The 18,043-nt window shown below is 72.9% G+C and carries 25 protein-coding genes; 11 read left to right on the top strand and 14 right to left on the bottom strand.

The genetic code is table 11. From position 1 onward, the window contains the following. Window positions 1-105 precede the first annotated feature (105 nt). The 5 genes from I6A60_RS31310 (at window position 106) to I6A60_RS31290 (ending at window position 3,037) form a co-directional block, all read left to right on the top strand. Entirely contained in the window at window positions 106-336 is a 231-nt protein-coding gene (locus tag I6A60_RS31310; RefSeq protein WP_203024633.1) for a hypothetical protein, read from the top strand. After that, complete coding sequence (locus tag I6A60_RS31305) at window positions 329-595, top strand: hypothetical protein (protein WP_238436641.1); 267 nt, start codon at window positions 329-331, stop codon at window positions 593-595. The genes I6A60_RS31310 and I6A60_RS31305 overlap by 8 nt, the downstream gene beginning before the upstream one ends. A gap of 656 nt (window positions 596-1,251) precedes the next feature. Further along, window positions 1,252-2,253 (top strand): hypothetical protein, encoded by a 1,002-nt coding sequence (locus I6A60_RS31300; RefSeq protein WP_203024635.1) that lies wholly within the window; start codon window positions 1,252-1,254, stop codon window positions 2,251-2,253. A 13-nt stretch (window positions 2,254-2,266) separates the two neighbouring features. Continuing rightward, complete coding sequence (locus tag I6A60_RS31295) at window positions 2,267-2,470, top strand: hypothetical protein (RefSeq protein WP_203024636.1); 204 nt, start codon at window positions 2,267-2,269, stop codon at window positions 2,468-2,470. Window positions 2,471-2,506: 36 nt separating this feature from the next. Beyond that, window positions 2,507-3,037 (top strand): hypothetical protein, encoded by a 531-nt coding sequence (locus I6A60_RS31290; RefSeq protein ID WP_203024637.1) that lies wholly within the window; start codon window positions 2,507-2,509, stop codon window positions 3,035-3,037. A 452-nt stretch (window positions 3,038-3,489) separates the two neighbouring features. On the opposite strand, the gene I6A60_RS31285 is transcribed toward I6A60_RS31290, so the two are convergent. Further along, the gene (locus I6A60_RS31285; protein ID WP_203024638.1) at window positions 3,490-3,861 is read right to left on the bottom strand and encodes a hypothetical protein; all 372 of its coding nucleotides are present in this window, start codon (window positions 3,859-3,861) and stop codon (window positions 3,490-3,492) included. Between I6A60_RS31285 and I6A60_RS31280 the strand changes: the two genes are divergently transcribed. Next, on the top strand, window positions 3,854-6,661 hold the full coding sequence (locus tag I6A60_RS31280; RefSeq protein ID WP_203055770.1) for a hypothetical protein: 2,808 nt from the start codon (window positions 3,854-3,856) through the stop codon (window positions 6,659-6,661). The two genes, I6A60_RS31285 and I6A60_RS31280, sit on opposite strands and share 8 nt — an antisense overlap. On the opposite strand, the gene I6A60_RS31275 is transcribed toward I6A60_RS31280, so the two are convergent. The 3 genes from I6A60_RS31275 to I6A60_RS31265 are packed head-to-tail and all read right to left on the bottom strand — an operon-like array spanning window position 6,655 to window position 7,251. After that, a complete protein-coding gene (locus tag I6A60_RS31275; RefSeq protein WP_203024640.1) occupies window positions 6,655-6,867 on the bottom strand; it encodes a hypothetical protein in 213 nt (70 codons plus the stop codon). The genes I6A60_RS31280 and I6A60_RS31275 overlap by 7 nt on opposite strands. A 4-nt stretch (window positions 6,868-6,871) precedes the next feature. Beyond that, entirely contained in the window at window positions 6,872-7,087 is a 216-nt protein-coding gene (locus I6A60_RS31270; RefSeq protein WP_203024641.1) for a hypothetical protein, read from the bottom strand. After that, a complete protein-coding gene (locus I6A60_RS31265) occupies window positions 7,084-7,251 on the bottom strand; it encodes a hypothetical protein (protein WP_203024642.1) in 168 nt (55 codons plus the stop codon). Before I6A60_RS31265 ends, I6A60_RS31270 begins: the two co-directional genes overlap by 4 nt. Before the next feature lie 175 nt (window positions 7,252-7,426). Here I6A60_RS31265 and I6A60_RS31260 point away from each other — a divergent pair, with 175 nt between their 5' ends. Then, window positions 7,427-7,669, top strand: coding sequence for a hypothetical protein (locus I6A60_RS31260; protein WP_203024643.1), 243 nt, complete (start codon window positions 7,427-7,429; stop codon window positions 7,667-7,669). Between the two features lie 439 nt (window positions 7,670-8,108). Here I6A60_RS31260 and I6A60_RS31255 read toward each other — a convergent pair whose 3' ends face one another. Genes I6A60_RS31255 through I6A60_RS31240 form a run of 4 tightly spaced genes read right to left on the bottom strand, consistent with a single transcriptional unit; the run spans window position 8,109 to window position 9,788 of the window. Next, window positions 8,109-8,417, bottom strand: a complete 309-nt coding sequence (locus I6A60_RS31255; RefSeq protein ID WP_203055769.1) for a hypothetical protein — start codon at window positions 8,415-8,417, stop codon at window positions 8,109-8,111. Next, window positions 8,417-8,728: a hypothetical protein gene (locus tag I6A60_RS31250; RefSeq protein ID WP_203023506.1), complete on the bottom strand. Its 312-nt coding sequence runs from the start codon at window positions 8,726-8,728 to the stop codon at window positions 8,417-8,419. The genes I6A60_RS31255 and I6A60_RS31250 overlap by 1 nt, the downstream gene beginning before the upstream one ends. Continuing rightward, a complete protein-coding gene (locus I6A60_RS31245) occupies window positions 8,725-9,552 on the bottom strand; it encodes a hypothetical protein (protein WP_203023507.1) in 828 nt (275 codons plus the stop codon). The genes I6A60_RS31250 and I6A60_RS31245 overlap by 4 nt, the downstream gene beginning before the upstream one ends. Further along, window positions 9,549-9,788 carry a hypothetical protein gene (locus I6A60_RS31240; protein WP_203023508.1) on the bottom strand — a complete coding sequence of 80 codons (240 nt, stop codon included), beginning with the start codon at window positions 9,786-9,788 and terminating at the stop codon, window positions 9,549-9,551. The genes I6A60_RS31245 and I6A60_RS31240 overlap by 4 nt, the downstream gene beginning before the upstream one ends. Before the next feature lie 172 nt (window positions 9,789-9,960). Between I6A60_RS31240 and I6A60_RS31235 the strand changes: the two genes are divergently transcribed. Beyond that, window positions 9,961-10,179 (top strand): hypothetical protein, encoded by a 219-nt coding sequence (locus I6A60_RS31235; RefSeq protein WP_203023509.1) that lies wholly within the window; start codon window positions 9,961-9,963, stop codon window positions 10,177-10,179. Between the two features lie 432 nt (window positions 10,180-10,611). On the opposite strand, the gene I6A60_RS31230 is transcribed toward I6A60_RS31235, so the two are convergent. Beyond that, entirely contained in the window at window positions 10,612-11,484 is an 873-nt protein-coding gene (locus I6A60_RS31230; protein ID WP_203023510.1) for a hypothetical protein, read from the bottom strand. A gap of 201 nt (window positions 11,485-11,685) precedes the next feature. Between I6A60_RS31230 and I6A60_RS31225 the strand changes: the two genes are divergently transcribed. Together I6A60_RS31225 and I6A60_RS31220 are read left to right on the top strand one after the other, a co-directional pair. Further along, on the top strand, window positions 11,686-12,279 hold the full coding sequence (locus I6A60_RS31225) for a phage holin family protein (protein ID WP_307873953.1): 594 nt from the start codon (window positions 11,686-11,688) through the stop codon (window positions 12,277-12,279). Between the two features lie 124 nt (window positions 12,280-12,403). After that, window positions 12,404-13,327: an alpha/beta fold hydrolase gene (locus I6A60_RS31220; RefSeq protein WP_203023512.1), complete on the top strand. Its 924-nt coding sequence runs from the start codon at window positions 12,404-12,406 to the stop codon at window positions 13,325-13,327. Here the strand turns inward: I6A60_RS31220 and I6A60_RS31215 are convergent, their stop codons facing one another. The 5 genes from I6A60_RS31215 to I6A60_RS31195 all read right to left on the bottom strand — a co-directional run bounded on the left by I6A60_RS31215 (window position 13,328) and on the right by I6A60_RS31195 (window position 17,042). After that, a complete protein-coding gene (locus I6A60_RS31215; protein ID WP_203042488.1) occupies window positions 13,328-14,509 on the bottom strand; it encodes a MarP family serine protease in 1,182 nt (393 codons plus the stop codon). 44 nt (window positions 14,510-14,553) lie between these two features. Then, complete coding sequence (locus I6A60_RS31210) at window positions 14,554-15,033, bottom strand: cupredoxin domain-containing protein (protein WP_307873952.1); 480 nt, start codon at window positions 15,031-15,033, stop codon at window positions 14,554-14,556. Then, a complete protein-coding gene (locus I6A60_RS31205) occupies window positions 15,030-15,896 on the bottom strand; it encodes a CoA pyrophosphatase (RefSeq protein WP_203023514.1) in 867 nt (288 codons plus the stop codon). The genes I6A60_RS31210 and I6A60_RS31205 overlap by 4 nt, the downstream gene beginning before the upstream one ends. Continuing rightward, window positions 15,893-16,669, bottom strand: coding sequence for an endonuclease III (nth, locus tag I6A60_RS31200; RefSeq protein ID WP_238436640.1), 777 nt, complete (start codon window positions 16,667-16,669; stop codon window positions 15,893-15,895). Before nth ends, I6A60_RS31205 begins: the two co-directional genes overlap by 4 nt. A gap of 136 nt (window positions 16,670-16,805) precedes the next feature. Further along, window positions 16,806-17,042: a hypothetical protein gene (locus I6A60_RS31195; protein ID WP_203023515.1), complete on the bottom strand. Its 237-nt coding sequence runs from the start codon at window positions 17,040-17,042 to the stop codon at window positions 16,806-16,808. A 218-nt stretch (window positions 17,043-17,260) separates the two neighbouring features. Here I6A60_RS31195 and I6A60_RS31190 point away from each other — a divergent pair, with 218 nt between their 5' ends. Further along, a complete protein-coding gene (locus I6A60_RS31190) occupies window positions 17,261-17,950 on the top strand; it encodes a Crp/Fnr family transcriptional regulator (protein ID WP_203023516.1) in 690 nt (229 codons plus the stop codon). Window positions 17,951-18,043 lie beyond the last annotated feature (93 nt).

The raw sequence follows: 18,043 nt of genomic DNA, 5'->3' as shown, positions 1-18,043 counted from the left end.
GACGACCACGCGCCCGCGGGCGGCCGAGAGCACGGGGGCGGGTGACGTGCTCTGCCGCGCGTGCGCGAGGCGGGCTCGGCGCCGGGCTCGCAAGGTGGCCGTCTGATGGCGGCCGGCGGACCCACGTACACGAGGGCGGGCGACACCGCGACGCAGGCGCAGCAGGAGGCCGCGACGCGGCTGGTGTGCCGCACGGTGAGCGACCCCGTGGCGCGTCAGGACGTACTGGAGAGCCTCGGCCTGATGGCGTACAGCAACCCGGTCGAGGTCGGCTACGCCCGCCTGGCGGCGGCTATCGCCGGGGCTGAAGGCGGTGGTGACGATGCGGGTGCGTGAGGCTGAGGACTGCCAGGTGTGCGAGCTGCGGCTCGGCACCGTCGCCGGGCCTCACGCTGGCCACGAGGCGTGGCTCGGCGGGCTCGACGAGGTCACTCGTCGGCGGCTCGGGGGTCTTGCTCGGCGGCATGCGCAGATGCGGCGGCGGGTGGCGATCATCGCGATCCACCGAGGCGCGGTCGAGCAGGAGGCCCGGACGCTGGCGCGGGCGGGCGCCTGGCTGGCGTCCTGGCAGGCCAAGCGCGGGGGCGTGGCGTGACGGCCGGGGCTCGGCGACGCAGGCCGGGGCGACGGGGCCGCGGCCGGGTGGGTGCCGGGGTGCCGGTGGGTGGGCAGGCAGGGCCGGCCACCCGGGTGGCCGTGGGTGGCGAGCCCGAGCCGACGACCGCGTCGAGCGCGACGACGTTCGCGATCTTCACTCACGCTGACGTCGCGAACGCGAGCTACACAGCGTCACCGCCGGCCGCCGAGCCCATCCGAAGCCCTGGTGAGCGGCCAGGGAGGCCCCGGGCGCCGGGGGGCGGGGTGCCGGCGCGCGGCCGGCCCGGGCACCGACCCGAAAACCGGTCCCTTCGGCCGCCGGCACCACCCAGTGTGATTTTTCGGGCCAGAATTTCACTCTCCGTACTCGCCGTCATGGGTCAGCGGCCAACTCCAGAGCGTTACCAGTCACGTTCTGCCACCGTCACTGGGTGCGTGGCCCGTTGATCGTTTGGGCGCACAGCGCGCGGGGGGAGAGCCGCGACGGTTTTGGGGTCGGTGGGTGATCATGGCCGATGCGTAGCACCTGCCCCCGGTACCCCTACCACCCACGACCCTCTGACCTGCACAAATACCGAGCGTCACGGCTCGGCCGTTCATCGCTTCGCACAAGTGATCGATGATGAATGCATCAAGCACGAGAAAGGATCGACAATGCAGACCAACAGGTTCGGCGTCGGCGACGCCGTCACCCACGGTGGCACCCTGTGGGAGGTGGCCGGCGTCCGCGGGGGTGGCCGCTCCCTCGACCTGACCCGGGGCGGCGGCGGGTACACCCCAGTCCTGAGGAGGACCGTCCCGGCCTCGGCCGTCCGCCTGTCGCAGGCAGCGCGGTGGCGCCCGGCCGAGTCAGCCTCGGTCGAGCCCACCCAGTCGGAGCACGACCGCCGGCTCGGCATCACCCCGCAGATGCGGGCAGCGCAGCGGGCCCTGCACGACCGTGCCGTTGACCGCTACAACGCGACCCACGGCCGGGTGCTGGTGGCCCGCCACGAGGGCTCACACGCGCTGGTCGCCTGGATTCTCGGGTGCGACCTCAGCCACGTCACGATCGACCCGGGAGACGGCCGGGCGGCAGGCATCACCGGCGTCTACAGCCTCGGCGCCGAGGCCGACATCGCCGTTCTCGTCGCCGGCCGGGTCGGCGAGCGCATGCACCCGGCCTACCGGGCCTCGCTCGACGACGAGTCGTGGAGCGACGACTACAAACGCGCTCACCACCTCGGCGCCACTCGGGCTCAGCTCGCCCGGGTGGAGCTCCACGTCGAGACCATGCTGCGCAAGCATGCTCCGCACCTCAGCGCGCTTGAGGACGCGCTGAACGAGCGCGGCAGCCTCACCGGCAACGAGGTCTGGGCGCTTCTGGACGGCGTCGAGAAGTCCAGTCGAGCCGTGGGCACCGAGGCGCGCTCGGCCGGCTCGCGGCGAGGCTCGTACGTCGCGACCCTGCTGGCTCCGGACCGGCGGTCTCACGGCCACTGGGACGGCGGTGCCGGCCGCGCGGTGCCGTGCCCGTCCTGGTGCGACAAGGAGACCGCCTACCGCGCCATGGAGCCGAGCGCGACCATGCGCGCCCGGTTCCGCCTCTGGTCCGAGACCCGCGACGAGGACCGGCAAGAGGTCCGGGTTGTCCCGTTCACCTACAACGTCGCCTGAGGGAGGAACGACGATGCCCAAGTTCACCCCGGACGGCCTGCGCGTCCTGGACGGCGAGTTCTCCGAGGACCGGCACGTGGAGCACGAGCGCGCCGTCATCGCCGCGAGCAAGCACCACACGGACCCGGAGCCGTCACTGCAGGCCGCCGAGCGCCGCCTACGGGCGCTCGGTTGGACATCCTTGATCAAACTGCCCGAGGACGCTCCGGCCGCATGAGGGGCATCCTGGCCACGCTCATGAGGGAGGAACACGATGGCTAGAGGGGGTGCCCTACGGGCCGCCCACCGGTCCCAGCGGCGTCGTGGTGCCCAGCGCGCGGGGACGCTGTCGTTCGCGTGCGACAGCTCCCCGTTCGCCCGGCTGTACGAACGGGCCGCGAACTGGGACCAGGTGCTCGACGCGCAGCTCCGCGCCGAGCTGGGGGCCGCGGCGAACAAGGCGGCCCGCCAGGCCCAACGCGAGGCGCTGAGGCTCCGGCTGCCGGGCGACCCGCCGTCGCCACGACGCCAGGGTGGCCGGTCCACCGGACTCCGGTCCGACATCGCCCGGTCGGTGAACGTCGTCCTGCGCCAGGCGGGCAACGGCATCGAGTACCGGCTCACTGCGGGCCACATGGCCGCCGTCACCAACGCGCCCAGCTTCCGACACCCGGTGTTCGGCAACCGCCGCGTCTGGGCGAAGCAGGCCAGCAAGCCGTGGTGGAACCAGGCGATGCGGGCCGCCGAACCGGACATGCGCGCCGCGGCTCAGCGCGCCGTCTCCCGCGCGATCCGGCGGATCTGATGCGCACCCTGCGGATATGCGGCTGCGCGGTCGAGCGGGGCCAGCCCTGCCCAACCCACCCGCGCCCGTCATCGGCGCGGGCAACGGCCGCCCAGCGCGGCTACGGCGCCGCTCATGCTCGAGCACGCCGGGCCGGCCTCGAGGCGGCCTACGGCACGCCCTGCACCCGCTGCGGCCAACCGATGGTCCAGGGCCAGCGCCTCGACCTCGACCACACCGACGACCGGCAGGGCTACCGCGGATTTTCTCATCGATCATGTAATGCCCGTGCCGGCGCTCAGAAGCGCCACGGCCAGGCCCGAGCCCAGAAGGACGCCGGTCGCTCGCGCCGCTGGTAACGACGAAGCCCCGCCGGGGCGGACGGCTCGCGCATGAGGCCTTCCGCCGGGCGGGGCGTTCGCTTTGACCGGCCGGTCGGGCGCAGAAGTGTAGCGGACCGGTCCGACAGCCCCCTACCCCTCGAACAGGGCTGAGGCGTCGTCCGGAACCGCGGGCAACTCGGAGGCGAGCCGCGCACACAGGCCCTCGTAGTGCGCGCGCCGATCGGGTGGAATGAGGTCCGGGTACTTCTCGAAGACGCGAGAGATGCTCGTGACGATGGCGCGCTCGCCGCCGATCGGCGTGAAGTCGACAGCGGCGGCGAGCGAGGGCCCGTCAGGAACGATGTGCCACAGCGCGTCGTACTTTCCCTCAGGAAGAACCCGGGCCATGAAGGCCCGCTTCTCCGGGTCGGGCTCGTGAAAGATGGCATAGGCAAGACGCGGTAGGAGAACCTCGCGCAACGTCGGCGGGAAATCCGGATTCCCAGCCTCCCAGTTGGTCATTTCGTACCACCCTTCCTGCCGCTTTCCCGATAGAATGAGATTACTCGCGCATGAGGTCTTCCGTCGTTTTCGACGGAGGGGCTTTGCCGTGGCCGGAACGCGCGAGGAACTCAGGTTCGATCTCACCGGCCGCGACATCTCGATGTCGCGGGCGCTGCGCGACGCGGCCGAGCAGGCGCGGCAGACCGACGAGCAGCTGGACGACCTGACCGGCGAGCGCACCGCGGACATCCGGGTCGAGACCGAGGGCTCCGACCTCGACGCGGTCCGCCGGGATCTCGACCGGTTCAGGGGCGACTACACCGCCCGGGTGCGGGTGGAGATCGAGCCGGAGGGCGCGCTCGACGCGCTGCGGGCCGACCTCGACCGGTTCGACGGCCGGCGCGTCGAGGCGCGGATCGATCTCGACGGCCTGGACCACGCCGCCGACCAGCTCGCTGACCTTTCCGTGGGCCTGGCCTGGCTGGACGCTCGCGACAGGATCGAGATCCCGATCCGGGTCGACATCGACTCCATCGCTGAGGTCGAGCTCCTGCGCGACCTGCTGGAGCGCGTCCAGGGCACGTACACCGCGCGGGTCCGGGTCGAGGAGTCCGGCGGCGGCAGCCTGCGGCAGGCCGGTGACGACGCCGGCCGCCTCGGCGGCATCTTCGACGGGCTGAAGGACCGCGCCAAGGGCGCCGCGACCGGTCTGCTCGGCGTCGGTACGTCCGCGGTGAAGCTGGCGGGCGAGGCCGCCGGCGCCGTCGAGGTCGGCGTGCACCTGCTCCAGTGGGTCGGCCAGATGGCCCCGGCCGCGGCTATCGCTGCCCCTGCTGTCCTGACGATGGCGCAGGGCATGGGGACGCTGAAGCTCGTCTCGGATGAGGCATCCAGGCAGCTCCAGACGCTCACGCCGCAGTTCACCGCGATCAAGTCGGCGGCCGAGAAGGCGTTCGCGCCCGGCTTCGCGGACGGGCTGAAGCGGTTCGCGACCGACCTCCCCGTCGTCCAGGAGGGCGTACGGGCCACGGCCGACGTGCTCGGCGACCTGGCCGCCACGGCCGGCGCCGTCTTCTCCGGCCCGATGTTCCGGGCCGACCTCGCCACGGTCATGACCGGGAACGCCGCGGCGACCCGGGCTTTCGGCAACGCCGGGATCCAGCTGGCGAGCGCCTTCTTCGACGTCGCGGTCGCTGCCGAGCCAGCGTTCGTGAACCTCTCCCACCTCGTCGAGGTCGGCGCGGACGCGATCACGCAGTGGGTCGACGCGAAGAAGGCCAGCGGCGACCTGGCCGCCTCGATCCAGAAGGGCGCCGACAGCGTCGGGAAGTTCCTGACCGGTCTGTTCCGGTTCGGCGAGGGCGCGCACGCCATCTTCGGCGCACTGAAGACGGACGGCACCGACCTCTCGGCCTCGATCCTGAAGATCGGCACCGCGTTCGATTCCTGGGCCACGTCCGAAACGACGCTCAACAACATCGACACGATTCTCCAGAACATCAAGTTCTACGCCAACGAGACGTGGACCGCCCTACAGGCCGGATTCAACGGCACGGTCTCGGACGGCGGATGGGTCGGCGTCCTGGAGCGCCTCGGCGCCGAGGGAAAGACGCTCTACACCTTCATCACGACGCAGCTCATTCCCACGTTCACGTCGCTGATCAGTCTCGTGACCGGGCCCTTCGGTGCGGCCTTCATGAGCGCGACGGCCGCCGTGCGCGACCTCGCGCTCAACGGCATCAGTGGCCTTCTGGAGATCGTGCGCAACCAGCTCGTGCCGTTTTTTAACGATCATGTGGCGCCGTTGCTGAACGACGTGATCATCCCGGCGTTCCAGAGGCTCTCCACCTGGATCGAGGATCACCTTTTCCCCGCCGTCCAGAAGGTAGCGGGCATCCTCGTCGACCACTTCGGGCCGGCCCTCGACCAGATCCGGCAGAAGATCGAGGACAACAAGCCTCAGCTTGAGGTCTTCGTGACTGGGCTGGAGAAGCTCGGGACCGTGATCGTTGATCTCGCGACGAGCGCGATCGGGGCCTACCTGATCGCGAGCCTGAAGGCGATGGTGATCGAGATCGAGGCCGTGATCACGATCATTTCGACCCTGATGGAGGCGGCGGCCAATCTCGCGATCATCATGCTTCAGGCCTTCGCGGCGATCATCGAGGGCTTCAAGGCGATCTTCGATGCGGCGGCCACGGCGGTGGCTGGCACCCTGCGCGTGTGGGCCACCCTGCTCGGGCCCCTCGGCGAGCCGTTCCGCCGGGCCGCGAGCGACGTCGACGCCTTCAAGGGCAACGTCGACCGCGACCTTGACGCCGTGGTCGGTAAGGCCCACTCGGCCGCCGACGGCATCAACGGCTGGCTCGACAGCGTCCACGACAAGACGGTCACTCTGACGGTCGTCACCCAGCAGATCAACAAGGGCGCCGGGATGGACCTCTACGACTCCCGCATCCCTGGCAACCGGTGGACCGGTGGACCGGTGTCCGCCGGCTCGCCGTACCTCGTAGGTGAGCGCGGCCAGGAGCTGTTCATCCCGAAGGTTCCGGGCACGATCATCGACCACGCCACCACGAACGCGCTGCTGTCCAGGCACGAGGACGTCTACGACGGCTCGCTGACCCGCAGCTCGCGCGCAGCCGGAGGCGGCTGGGACGGTGCGGCGGCGCCGGTCACGGTCATCCAGTACATCTCCGTCGGCGCGGGCGTCATCGCCACACCGGGCCAGCGTCGCGAGCTGGCCGAGGCGCTGGCCGACTCGATCACCGACGTCCAGGTGAACCGAAGGGGATCGAACGGCCGGCGGCCCTACTGAGGCGGCGGGATGCCCAGTGCTGACGCGACCTCGGCGTCGGTCGGCTGGTTCTCCGGAGCCTCGGGGTCGATGACGACCGCGTGCACCCGTACTCGGCCGTCGTCGGTCGGCTCGGGCACCGAGGCCTCCTCGACGCACAAGATCAGCTCTAGCGCGTCGATCGCGACGAGTACCTCCGTCGGGCGGCCAGTGATGACGATGTCCACCGGGCTACATCTCCCGCGCGACGACGATCAGGAAGTCGCTCGGCTGGAGCTCCATCGCGTCGGCGACGAGCAGCGCGGCCTCGGGCGTCGGGCAGATCACGCCGTCCATGGGCTCACCGCCGACCAGGCGCACGAGTACGTGCCGGTCACGCGGGTTCTCACGGCTGGCGTAGCTCGTCGCCATCTGCCGCAGCAGCGCTGCCCGCTGCTCGTCGGTCACTGGCCGGCCCAGCGGTCCAGCGCGCGCAGGGCGTCGGGGTCGAGCCGGGCCCGGTGGCGCTGTGCGGCCGGCGCGAAGTCGTCCGCTGAGACGACGCTCGTGAAGTCCCACTCGCGAACCGGCTCGTCGTCGTCCGGCTCGACGCCTCGGCTCGGCTCAGGCATGCTCATGCTCATAACGGCGCCCCCTACGGCGTCGCGGCCCGTTCCGGTGGTTGCACACCGGGCGGGCCTTTTTCGTGTCCTGGCGGGCACCGTAGCGCGCGGCATTGGCGTACGTACACCCCTCACGTCTATCGCCGAGAGGCAATGCCGCACGGGCACGCCTAGCGTCCGCGCCGTGCGCAGGCCACGCAGCGAGTCGCTGACCGTCGGCGACCTCCAGGACGCCGTCGACATCGCGACCCTCCAGGTGCTGCTCGGCGCCAAGAAGGGCGAGCCGGTCTCGCGGGCCTGGGCGCAGAACATCGCCGGCCGCCGTGGCTTCCCGCTCCCGGTGCTCGACCACCCGCGGTTGCGCCTCTGGCTCCGGGGTGACGTCGAGGCCTGGATGGACGCCAACAGGCCCGGTTGGCGCGGTTGACGGGTTGACGGGTTCGATCGCCCCCAGCGCGAGCCGGCCCAGGCCGCCACAGGGGGCGCTTTACCCGTCATTGACGTCATGCCCGTCACAGCCGCGACAGGCGCAACAGGGCTGGTCAGGCGACTGCGAGGCCGCAACAAAGCCGCGACGCAGGGCGCAACATGTCGCGGCCGTGTTGCGCCCCCCGCAACGGCCCATCTAGCACCAGCCGGTGCTAGATCTAGCGGCGCCGCTAGCGGCCCACAGGCGCCCCGAGCAGGCACCTAGCGGCTAGCGGCACGGTGCGCCGAGGTCCCGACAGACCCGACATCGCAGGTCACGGGGTCGGCTGGTCCCGACGCTAGGGCCGACGTGTCGGGGCCCATGTCGGGATCGCGTCGGGATTGCCACCGGCCCGCCCTGGTGGTCTCAGGACGGGCCGGTGGGGTACGGGCGCGGGCTACGCGCCGCGGGTGCGGCGCGCCGCCCGGATCGCGTCGATCAGGCCGAGAAAGGCCTCGCAGGCGGCGATCGCGCCGTCGTTGTACTCCGGCGGCCGGCGGTCCGCCTCGGCCGTGAGGCGGGCCTCCTCGTCGCGCCAGGCCGCGTCGATCGCCGGGTCGTCCCGCTCGGTGCGAGAGCGCATCAGCAGGGGGAGCAGTAGCTCGACCATGTCCGAGGCGCCCTCGGCGTACTCGTCGCCGAGCTGGGCGGTCTTCGCGTCGAGCTGCTGGTCGAACGCGGCGATTAAGTCGGAGACCCGGGTCATCACACGACCGCCAGACGGTGTCGGTCCGCCGGCCGGTCGGCCGCGAGCAGCCGCGCCCGCTGCTCGGCGGCCGCCAAGTCCAGCGCGCCGAGCCGGCGCAACGCGGCGGCGGCGGCCTCGACGTCGCCGGACAGCAGCGACCGCGTGATGACGCCGGCCAGACCCGTCGCGGCGAGCCCCAGCGCCGTGTACGAGGCGCTGAACGCGCCGCCCTGGACCCCGATCCGGGCCCGCGCGTCGGACAGCTCGGCGCGCGACGGCGTCAGCAGCTCGGTCGTGACGGCCGGGCCGGCCATGGTGCGGGCGTTCATCGGGCACCGACCTCCGCAGCCCGCTCGGCCATCCAGGCGCGTGCGGCTGCCTGTTCCTCGACCTGCCGAGGGAACAGCACCGCCGAGATCTGGACCGCGACGCCGTCCCGGACGGCTTCCACGATCACCATGAAGATGCCGCGCGACGAGGTGCCGTCCGCCCACACCTTCGCGTCCGGGAACGCGGCGGCGACGGCCCGCAGATGCTCGACCTCGGCCCCGGGGGCGACGTTCGCGACGAGGGCGCCCTGTGGGCGGCCGATCGAGAAACTGCTCAGGTGCTCGCCGATCTCCTCGGCGAGCTGGACGGCAACGCGGCCGGCCGGACTGTCCGGGTCGACCGGGGCGAGCGAGGACTCTGGGCGGACGTCGGCAGGCGTCTCGGCGGCGGCGTCCTTCGGGTGCGCGCGCTCCGCCTCGATCTTCGCCGCGCGGGCGATCCGGACCTCCAGGACGGCCAGCTCGCCGCGAAGCGACCCGGCACGCGCCCGGAAGCGTTCCGCCCGCTCCGGGGCGTTCTCCTCCATCCACGCCGCGGTGTCCTCGGCCTCGGCGAGCCGGGCCGCCACCGTCTCGACGCGCGTCGGGCGCTCGTGCAGGACGGCCACCAGGGCCAGCGCCGCGCGGATCGATGCCTGTCCGCGCTCGCTCGCCGGGTCCAGGTCGCCCGCCAGCAGCCGCTCCAGGGTGAAGCTGGCCGCGCCGATCGCGTGGCCGTCACGAGCCGCACGGGCGGTGCCGACGGCCGCCAGGCGCTGCCGCCCGGCCGTGACCTCGGCCTCGGTCAGCTCCAGGCCGCTGGCCAGCCGCGTCGGGGCCCTCACGCGGACACCTGCACCGTCAGCTCGACACCGTCGACCGGCGCGAGCCACACCATGCCGTGGGCGTTGGCGAGCCGGACATCGACGATGCGGTCGGCGCCGTTCATCCGGCGCAGCGCGGCGCGCAGGTCCGCCACCGTGCACGGGACGGGGAGGTCGACGCGGTGACCGGCGACGGCCGCCGGCGCCTCGGCCGGGGGTTCAGCCGGCGCGGTGGCCGGCTCTGAGAGGCTCTGCATGGGTTCGGTCTCCTGTTAGCGCAGGTGTCTGGATCAAGGGCCTCGGTGGTGTTCCAGCACCGCCGGGGTCCGCCTTCCTTGTGGACGATAGTCCGATATCGCGATATCTGTCTAGCCAATCCTTGAACAACGCGCTACTGCGATAGCGCGCTATCCCGCTACGATCACGCGCATGGCGAAGAAGGCCCGCGATCTCGATGACCTCCGCACGCTGGCGGCGGCCGTCCAAGGGGCGGAACAGGCGCTCGACGGCGCCAGGCGCGAGCGAGACGAGGGCATCCGGGACATCCGTCGGGCGGGCCAGCACACGGTGTCCGAGATCGCCGAGGCGGCCGGGGTGTCAGAGCCGACGGTCCGCGCAGTCGTCCGCGGGGTGCGTCCGGGAACGTGATCCCGGTCCGCATTCAGTCCGCATGACAGCGTAAAACCGCGTGATCTCGCGTAACGCTGTGAACGGCGAGAGTACAGGTAGGGCGGGGTGTCGGGCCGCTGACCTGGGGTCGCGCTGGCTGCCTAGTGGATGAGGCTCATCCACAGGGCGCCTGATGCGTTACAAGGGAAGGTTGGCCGTGGCCCGCCGATCACGGACGGACGGCTGTTCGCGACGACGCGGCCGGGATCACACCATCGCGCCGACGGCCGGGAACGGGCCGGCCGCAACCGCGCGGGTGCCGATCTCCGCCGGGATCGGCGCCGTCCGCGGCGTCGCCTGACGGTTTGATCGCTGTTTTGGCCCTCGCCTGGCTGTGATCAGCGCTTTTCTACGACCACCCGAGGGCCAAAACGACGATCATGAGCCCGAAGGGGGTGGTTGGTGAGGCGCTTAGGACGCCGCCCGGCTGATCGCTTCGCAGACGGCGAGGGACTCGCGGGCGCCGAGCTCGGTGGCGCGTGCGCAGTGCAGCAGCCAGGCGCGCAGGCCATCAGCGCCGCCGTGGACGTACCCGGCCGCGGCGGTCCGGTAGTCGGCGACGCTGTCGTCACCGACGCCGGCCTCCAGATGGCCCACGTCGGCGGCGGTGACCGCCTTGGGGTCCAGCCCGCGGCCGATGAGCACCAGCCGGGCGGCCGCGCGGCCGATCATCCCGTCCAGGCTCCCGAACGGCCGCAGCGCGAGGAGCTCGCCGTGCACGATCGCGCTGACGACGATCGCCGGCGCCGTCGTCTTCTCGACCAGGAGGCCGACCAGGCCGTCCAGCCGGGCGGACACCTCGGCCGAGCCGGGTGGCGTCCCGAGCCCGAGCGGGTCGGCGGCGGCCGCGCCGGCGCGTGGCCGGCCGAGTTCGGCGTCGGCGACGATGCCCCGGCCGAGCAGGGTGTGCATGCGGGCCAACGCCTGCCGCGGGGCCCGCTCCCAGGCGCCGGTCAGGCTGCCCAGCTCCGCGTACAGCCGGACCGCGCCGAGCGTCACCGCCAGCTCGTCCCCGCCCTGGGCCGCCGACTCGCCGGCGGTCAGCCGGGCCCGCAGCGCCTCGAGGCCGAGGTCGTGGCCCTCCAGCGCGGCGCTGGCTCGGGCGGAGCGCAACGATGCCTCGGCCGTCACCTCGGCGCTCTGCCGGCGCAGCACCCGGTGGCGCAACAGGGTGTCCACGGCCGAACGGGCCGTGGTGACGGCCTCGGCGACACCGGGCAGGGCGGCGACCCGGGCGAACGGGTCGAGCGCGGGACCGGCCTGGGTGCTGGGCGCTGTCGACACCCGGCCGACGCTACACCGGCCCTGCCGGCCGTTCGGCCGGGCGCGAACCCCGCCACATAACGGCCCACTTATCGCTACGCGCCGCGCTCGGGCGCCGCTGCCGGCACACTCGACGTGGGGCGGGAAGTCCGGTGGCGCGGGTGGCCGCCGGACCCAGGGGCGTGCGCGGTGCCGACAACCGCGGGGATGTGGGAGGGACCTGTGGCGGTGTTCGGAAACGGCGATCGGCGCCCGGGGCGGGACGCCTCGCTGGGTGAGCTGGTCGCGCTCGCGACCAAGGACGTGTCGCTGCTCGTCCGGCAGGAGATCGAGCTCGCCAAGGCCGAGGTGGGGCGCCAGGTGGCGTCGGCCGCGGTGGGCATCGGGCTGCTCGGTGTGGCGGCCGGCCTGGTACTGGGTGCACTGCTCGCGTTTATGATCTTCGTTGGTGAGCTGTTCGCCTGGCTGGGCCTGGAGCGGTTCTGGGCCTTCCTGCTGACGGCCGGGCTGTTGTTCTTGCTCGCCGGGGTGCTGGCGGTGCTGGCCGCGCTTCGGCTGCGCAAGCTACAGCCGCCGCGCCGGACAGTCGCCTCGGTCCGTGAGGATGTCGCCCTGTTGCGCCACGCGACGGGCGGCGGCGACGCCAGGGGCGGGCCTACAACGAAGTCGGGCCCTCCAGCCGGGCCGACCCCCCAGGCAGGAGCCGCGGCCGGGACGGTTTTCACCCCGATCCCGCAGTCCAGGGACTCCGCCCCGCCGGCTGGCCGCCGGCCCGCCGAGTTCGACAGGCCCGGGGCCGTCGAGCCACGAGCCTGAGCCGTCGAGCGGCCCGCTACCCGAGGGTGGGCAGCCGGCCGGGCGGGGCCGGATCATCGGTCGGCAGGCCGCTGGCGGCCACCGGCCGGACCGGCAGCCGGCCCGGTCTGCGATTCTCGTGAGAATGGACGAGGCCGCACCGGATCCCGCCAGCGTCCTGATCGACGGGCCCTGGCGGCATCGCGACGTCTCCGCGAATGGCACCCGGCTGCACGTGGCCGAGCTGGGCCAGGGGCCGTTGGTGCTGCTGCTGCACGGATTTCCGCAGTTCTGGTGGGCCTGGCGCCACCAGCTGGTGGCGCTCGCTGCCGCCGGCTACCGGGTCGTCGCGCCGGACCTGCGCGGTTACGGCGCCAGCGACAAGCCGCCTCGGGGATACGACGCCTTCACGCTCGCCGACGACGTCGCCGGGCTGATCCGCGCGCTGGGGGAGCGCGACGCGGTCCTGGTCGGCCAGGACTGGGGCGGGCTCGCCAGCTGGACGGCGGCGGCGGTCTGGCCGCGCCAGGTCCGCCGGATCGCCGTTCTCGGGATGCCCCACCCGCTGCGGATTCGGCACGAGTACGCCGTCGACCCGCGCGGGCAGGGCCTCGCCGGCGCGCACCTGTTCGGCTTCCAGCTGCCCTGGCGCCCGGAACGCCAGCTCGTCGCCGACGACGCGGCCCGGGTCGGCGGCTACCTGCGCGCCTGGGGCGGTTCAGGCTTCCCCAGCGACGACGAGGACCGGCGTTACCGGGCGGCGATGCGGATTCCCGGGGTGGCGCACAGCTCGCTGGAGTACCACCGCTGGGTGTTCCGGTCGCTGTTCCGGCCGGACGGGGCCCGGTTCGCCCAGGCGTTGCGCCGGGCGGTGAGCTGCCCGGTGCTGCACCTGCACGGTGGCGCCGACCCGTTCCTGCTGCCGGACACCGCGCAGGGCTCGGGCCGCTTCGTCAGCGGGCCCTACACCTGGCAGCTGCTACCCGGCGTCGGCCATTTCCTGCCCGAGGAGGCGCCCGACCAGGTCAGCGAGGTCCTGCTGCGCTGGCTGGACACCCCGACGCCCTGATCAGCGGCAACCGCTGGTGCTCACGGGGGTGGTCGCGGTCGCGGCGGCCTGTGCCGAGGCGTTGACCTCGTCGGCGGTCAGCGCGTAGCCGGTGTCGTTGTCGTCGGTGGCCGCCGCGAAGATCACGCCGTAGACCGTTCCCGAGGCCGACAGCAGCGGGCCGCCCGAGTTGCCCGGCAGCACCGTGCCCCGGATGGCGAAGATGTCCCGCAGGACGCTGCCGCGCGAGTAGATGTCCGGCGCCTTGGCCTCCTGCCGGTCCCGGATGCGCGCCGCGACCATCTGGTAGGGCCCGTCCTCCGGGTAGCCGGCGATGACCGCGCTGTCGTCGGCCCGTCCGTCGGGCGAGCTCTGCAGCCGCAGCGGCGCCCGGTTGAGGTCAGGAACGTAGAGCACCGCGATGTCACGCGCCGGGTCGAACAGCACCACCCGGGCCGGGAGCTGCCGGCCGCCGACCTCGACGGCCGGCTCCCGGACGCCGGCGACGACGTGGGCGTTGGTCATGACGTGCTGCGGGGCGAAGACGAAGCCGCTGCCCTCGATCTGGCGGGAGCAGGAGGGCGCGATCCCGCGGACCTTCAGCACGCTCGCCGCGGCGTCGAGCACCGCCGGGCCCTGCACGACGGTCGGGTCGGGCGGGTCGGTCGCGACGATCGACCCGCCGCCGATGCCGGAGAACACCGCGGGGAAGCCGCTCCCGTCGGCGAGCCGGCGCAGGCTGGAGAACGCGTCCCGCACGGCCGACGGCATGCCGGCGTCGACCGTCGTCAGCACGGCGGAGCCGCGGACCTCGCGGGCTGCGGTCGGGTACGGCGAGCGCTCCACCGCGGTCGCCAGCAGCCAGGCGACCAGCAGCACCGAGAGTCCCGCCAGCACCGCTCCGGCGAGCGAGTCCACGGTCTCCCCTGGCCGCCAGGTGAGCCGGCTGCGCAGCGCGACCCCGGCGGCCGTGCCGGCGACCTGACCGAGGCAGGCGAGCACGATGACGACGGCCAGCGCGATCAGCGCGCCGTGCTGGCGCTGTCCGATCAGCTGGGCGAACGGGTAGGCGATCTGCGCGCCGATCATGCCGCCGCCGAGGAAGCCGATGAAGGACAGCGCGCCCACCAGGAAGCCCTGGCGGTAGCCGGAGGCCGCGAAGAGCAGCGCGACGAGCAGCAGGATGACGTCGAGAAGGTTCATCTAGTTCGTGGTCGTCCCGAGGTCGTCGAGGGTGGCGCGCCGGGTCAGCCGACGTGCAGCGTGGCGGTCATGCTTGGGTGCAGCGTGCAGATCACCGGGTAGTCGCCCGGTTCGGTGACGGCGAACGTCACCGACTGGGTCGACCCGGCGCCGATGATGTTGGTGCGCGCCGCCGGGATCTTCGGGATGACGAAGTCGTGGGACGCGGAGCCTCTCGCCACCGTGAAGTCCACCCGGATCTTGCCGGGCTTCGCCTCCAGGGTGCTGACGTCGAAGCGCAGGTCGGCGAGGCCGGTGACCTGGAAGACCTGGACGCCGCCCGAGATCGTCGGCGTCTCGACTGCGACGATCTTGGGCGCGACCGGCTGCTTGGCCGCGCAGCCCGCGGCCGTCGCACCCAGTGCCAGCGCCGCGGCGGCGGCGACGGCCACGCGCCGGCCCGACGGCACACTGCCGGGCCCTGCGCCGATGGGGCCGCCGATGACCCGTGCCACCGCGTCCGAGCTGTTCCAGGCCCTGCTCACGCCGCCGACCCTTCCTCGGTGGAGCCGGCACCGGTCCCGGTGCCGACCGGGTCGCCGCCTGGCGCGCTGGCCGGAGCGGGGACGCCCAGATCCAGTACCGGTAGGTCGGCCGGGTCGATTTCGCCGGCGCCTGCCTCGGGCAGCTGGGCCGCCGACAGGGCGATCGACGCGTTGACGGTTGCGTCCTCGACCGGCGGGCCCTCGCCCCACGGCCGTTCCAGTCCGGCGAGGCGCAGCAGCGCGTCCAGGATGCCCGCCGTGAAGCCCCAGACCGTGGCCGTCAGGCCGGCGACGCGGAACGCGGGACTCGGCAGCGCGGTGCGTGGGTGGCTCAGCCGGACCCGGTTCGCCGGGTCGACCAGCTCCGCGATCGGCACTCTGGCGACGGCGGACGTCTCCCCCGCGTCGACGGCGAAGACGCGTGACGGCACCCGCCACCAGGCCAGCACCGGGGTGACCAGGTAGTTGCTGTGCGGCACATAGAGCGGCGGGCCGACGCCCAGGATGTCGACGCCGGTCGGGTCGAGGCCGACCTCCTCACGCGCCTCGCGCAGCGCGGTCTCGGCCGGCGAGCCGTCGCCCGGGTCGGAGCCACCACCAGGGAAGGCCGGCTGCCCCGCGTGTTTGCGCAGGTCGGCTGACCGCTCCAGCAGCAGCACCTCGGTGCCGCGCTCGCCGGCGCCGAACAGGATGAGCACGGCGGCGGGCCGTGCGTGCGCGGGCGGCCCCGGCCAGTCCTCCGGGTGGAACGACAGCCCGCCGTCGGCGACCGTCGCGACCACCGCCGTCAGCCATCCGGGCGGCCCGTCCGGCTCGCCCGCGGGCTGCTCGGTCGAATCAGGCCCGCCGTCGGGTCCGGTCATCGGGCCGCTTCGACGTCGCCGCGGACCAGCTTGGCCGCCTCGATCTCGGACGTCGGGCCTGTGCCGTACGACGGGCACAGCTTCGCGACGGCGCACGCCCCGCACGCCGGCCGCCGGGCGTGGCAGACACGCCGGCCGTGGAAGATCATGCGGTCGGAGGCGATCGTCCAGTTCTTGCGTTCGATCAGCGCGGCCAGGTCGGCCTCGACCTTGACCGGGTCATCCTGAGTGGTCAGGCCGAACCGACGGGAGAGCCGCCCGACGTGCGTGTCGACCGTGATGCCCGGTGTGTCGAACGCGTGGCCGAGCACGACGTTGGCGGTCTTGCGCCCGACGCCGGGGAGGGTGACCAGCTCCTCGAGGGTCCGCGGGACCTCGCCGCCGAACCGGTCGACCAGCGCGGCGCCCAGGCCGATCACCGAGTTCGCCTTGGCCCGGAAGAAGCCGGTCGGCCGCAGGATCGTCTCCAGCTCGGCCCGGTCGGCGCCGGCATAGGCCGCCGCGACGGGGTACCGGGCGAAGACGGTGGGAGTGACCTCGTTGACCTTCTTGTCCGTGCACTGCGCCGAGAGCACGGTCGCGACGATCAGTTCCAGCGGCGTCGTGAAGTCCAGGGCGATCCGGGCGTCCGGGTGCACCTCACCCAGGATGCGCACGATCCGCCGAGCCCGCCGGGTCCGCGCCAGCGGCGTCTCCGACCCGGGAGTCTCCGCCGACCCGAAAGACTGCGCCGGCCCGGAAGGCTGAGCGGACGGGTCGACGGTGGCCGGCATGAGCCGAGCCTATTCCTCCGTGCCGACAGGTTCCGACACGTGGGGCACCCGGGCGGCTACCGGACAGCCCGGACGGACCGGTCGGTCAGCGACCGCCTGACCTGCGCGCGAGCGCCTCAGACGGTGGCCGGGCGCCCTAGGCCGCCCGGTGCTTGCCGGGAGGGGTCCGACGAATCCGGCGACGGTAGCGCTCGAGCGCGGGGGCCAGACCCTGGTTGACGAAGGTGTTGACCTCGTCGGGCCGGGCGTTGTCGAGGAAGCCCTCGAGGCCCTTACGGGTGTCGGCGGCGTTGAGCGGGCGTTCGACCCGCTCCATCGTCAGCAACAGCCCGAGCAGCACCACGGGGAACGCGATGGCGGCAAAGAGAAACATGACGGGTACATGGTGGACGACGCACCCACGGTCGTGGAAGTGGGGTCCGGCGTGTCGTGGGCGATGGGTGTCGCCGACCACCGGTGGACCCCGCCGGTCGTCTCAGGTGACTACTCTGTGCAACATCTTTGGGCTGATCTGGTCATTTTGAGCGGCCGCGCGAGGTCTCCAGGTGCCCTGGTCGTGCTCGACGGCCGCTGGACTGGCATGCTCACTCCGTGGACGATCTGCTTGCCCGCGTTCCGTTGTTCGTCGGGCTGTCCGACCTGGACCGCCAGGCGCTCTCCAGCCACCTCGAACGGAGGGACGTCACCCGTGGTGACGTGCTCTTCCGGGAAGGGGAACCTGGCGACCGCGTCTTCGTGGTCCTGTCCGGCAAGGTGAAGATAGGACGCCAGTCCGCCGACGGGCGCGAGAACCTCTTGTATGTCATGGGGCCCGGGGACATTTTCGGAGAATTGTCGCTCTTCGACCCAGGCCCTCGGACCGCGACCGCGACGGCCGTGACCGACGCCTCACTGGTGTCGCTGGAGCACTCGGCGCTGCGACCGTGGCTGCGGGCCCGGCCGGACGCCGGGTCGCTGCTGCTGCGGGTGCTGGCTGCCCGGTTGCGCCGGACCAACGACGCCATGGCCGACATGGTGTTCACCGACGTGCCCGGCCGGGTCGCCAAGGCGCTGCTCGACCTGGCCGTGCGGTTCGGTGAGCCCGCGCAGCCTGGCAACGAGGCGGCCGGGGTCCGCGTCGAGCACGGCCTGACCCAGGAGGAGCTGGCCCAGCTGGTCGGCGCCTCCCGGGAGACGGTCAACAAGGCGCTGGCCGACTTCGCCACCCGAGGGTGGCTGCGGCTGGACTCCCGCGCGGTCGTGCTGCTCGACCGCGACCGGCTGGCCCGCCGCGCCCGGTGATCGGGCCGGCCGGGCCGGGGGGGGGGGGGGGGGGGGGGGGGGCGGGGGGGGGGGGGGGGGGGGGGGGGGGGGGGGGGGGGGGGGGGGGGGGGG

The organism is Frankia sp. AgB1.9 (assembly GCF_016786355.1).
Classification (GTDB): domain Bacteria; phylum Actinomycetota; class Actinomycetes; order Frankiales; family Frankiaceae; genus Pseudofrankia.
The sequence above is the reverse complement of the archived record's forward strand: the minus strand, read 5'-3'. Positions and strand labels throughout refer to the sequence as shown.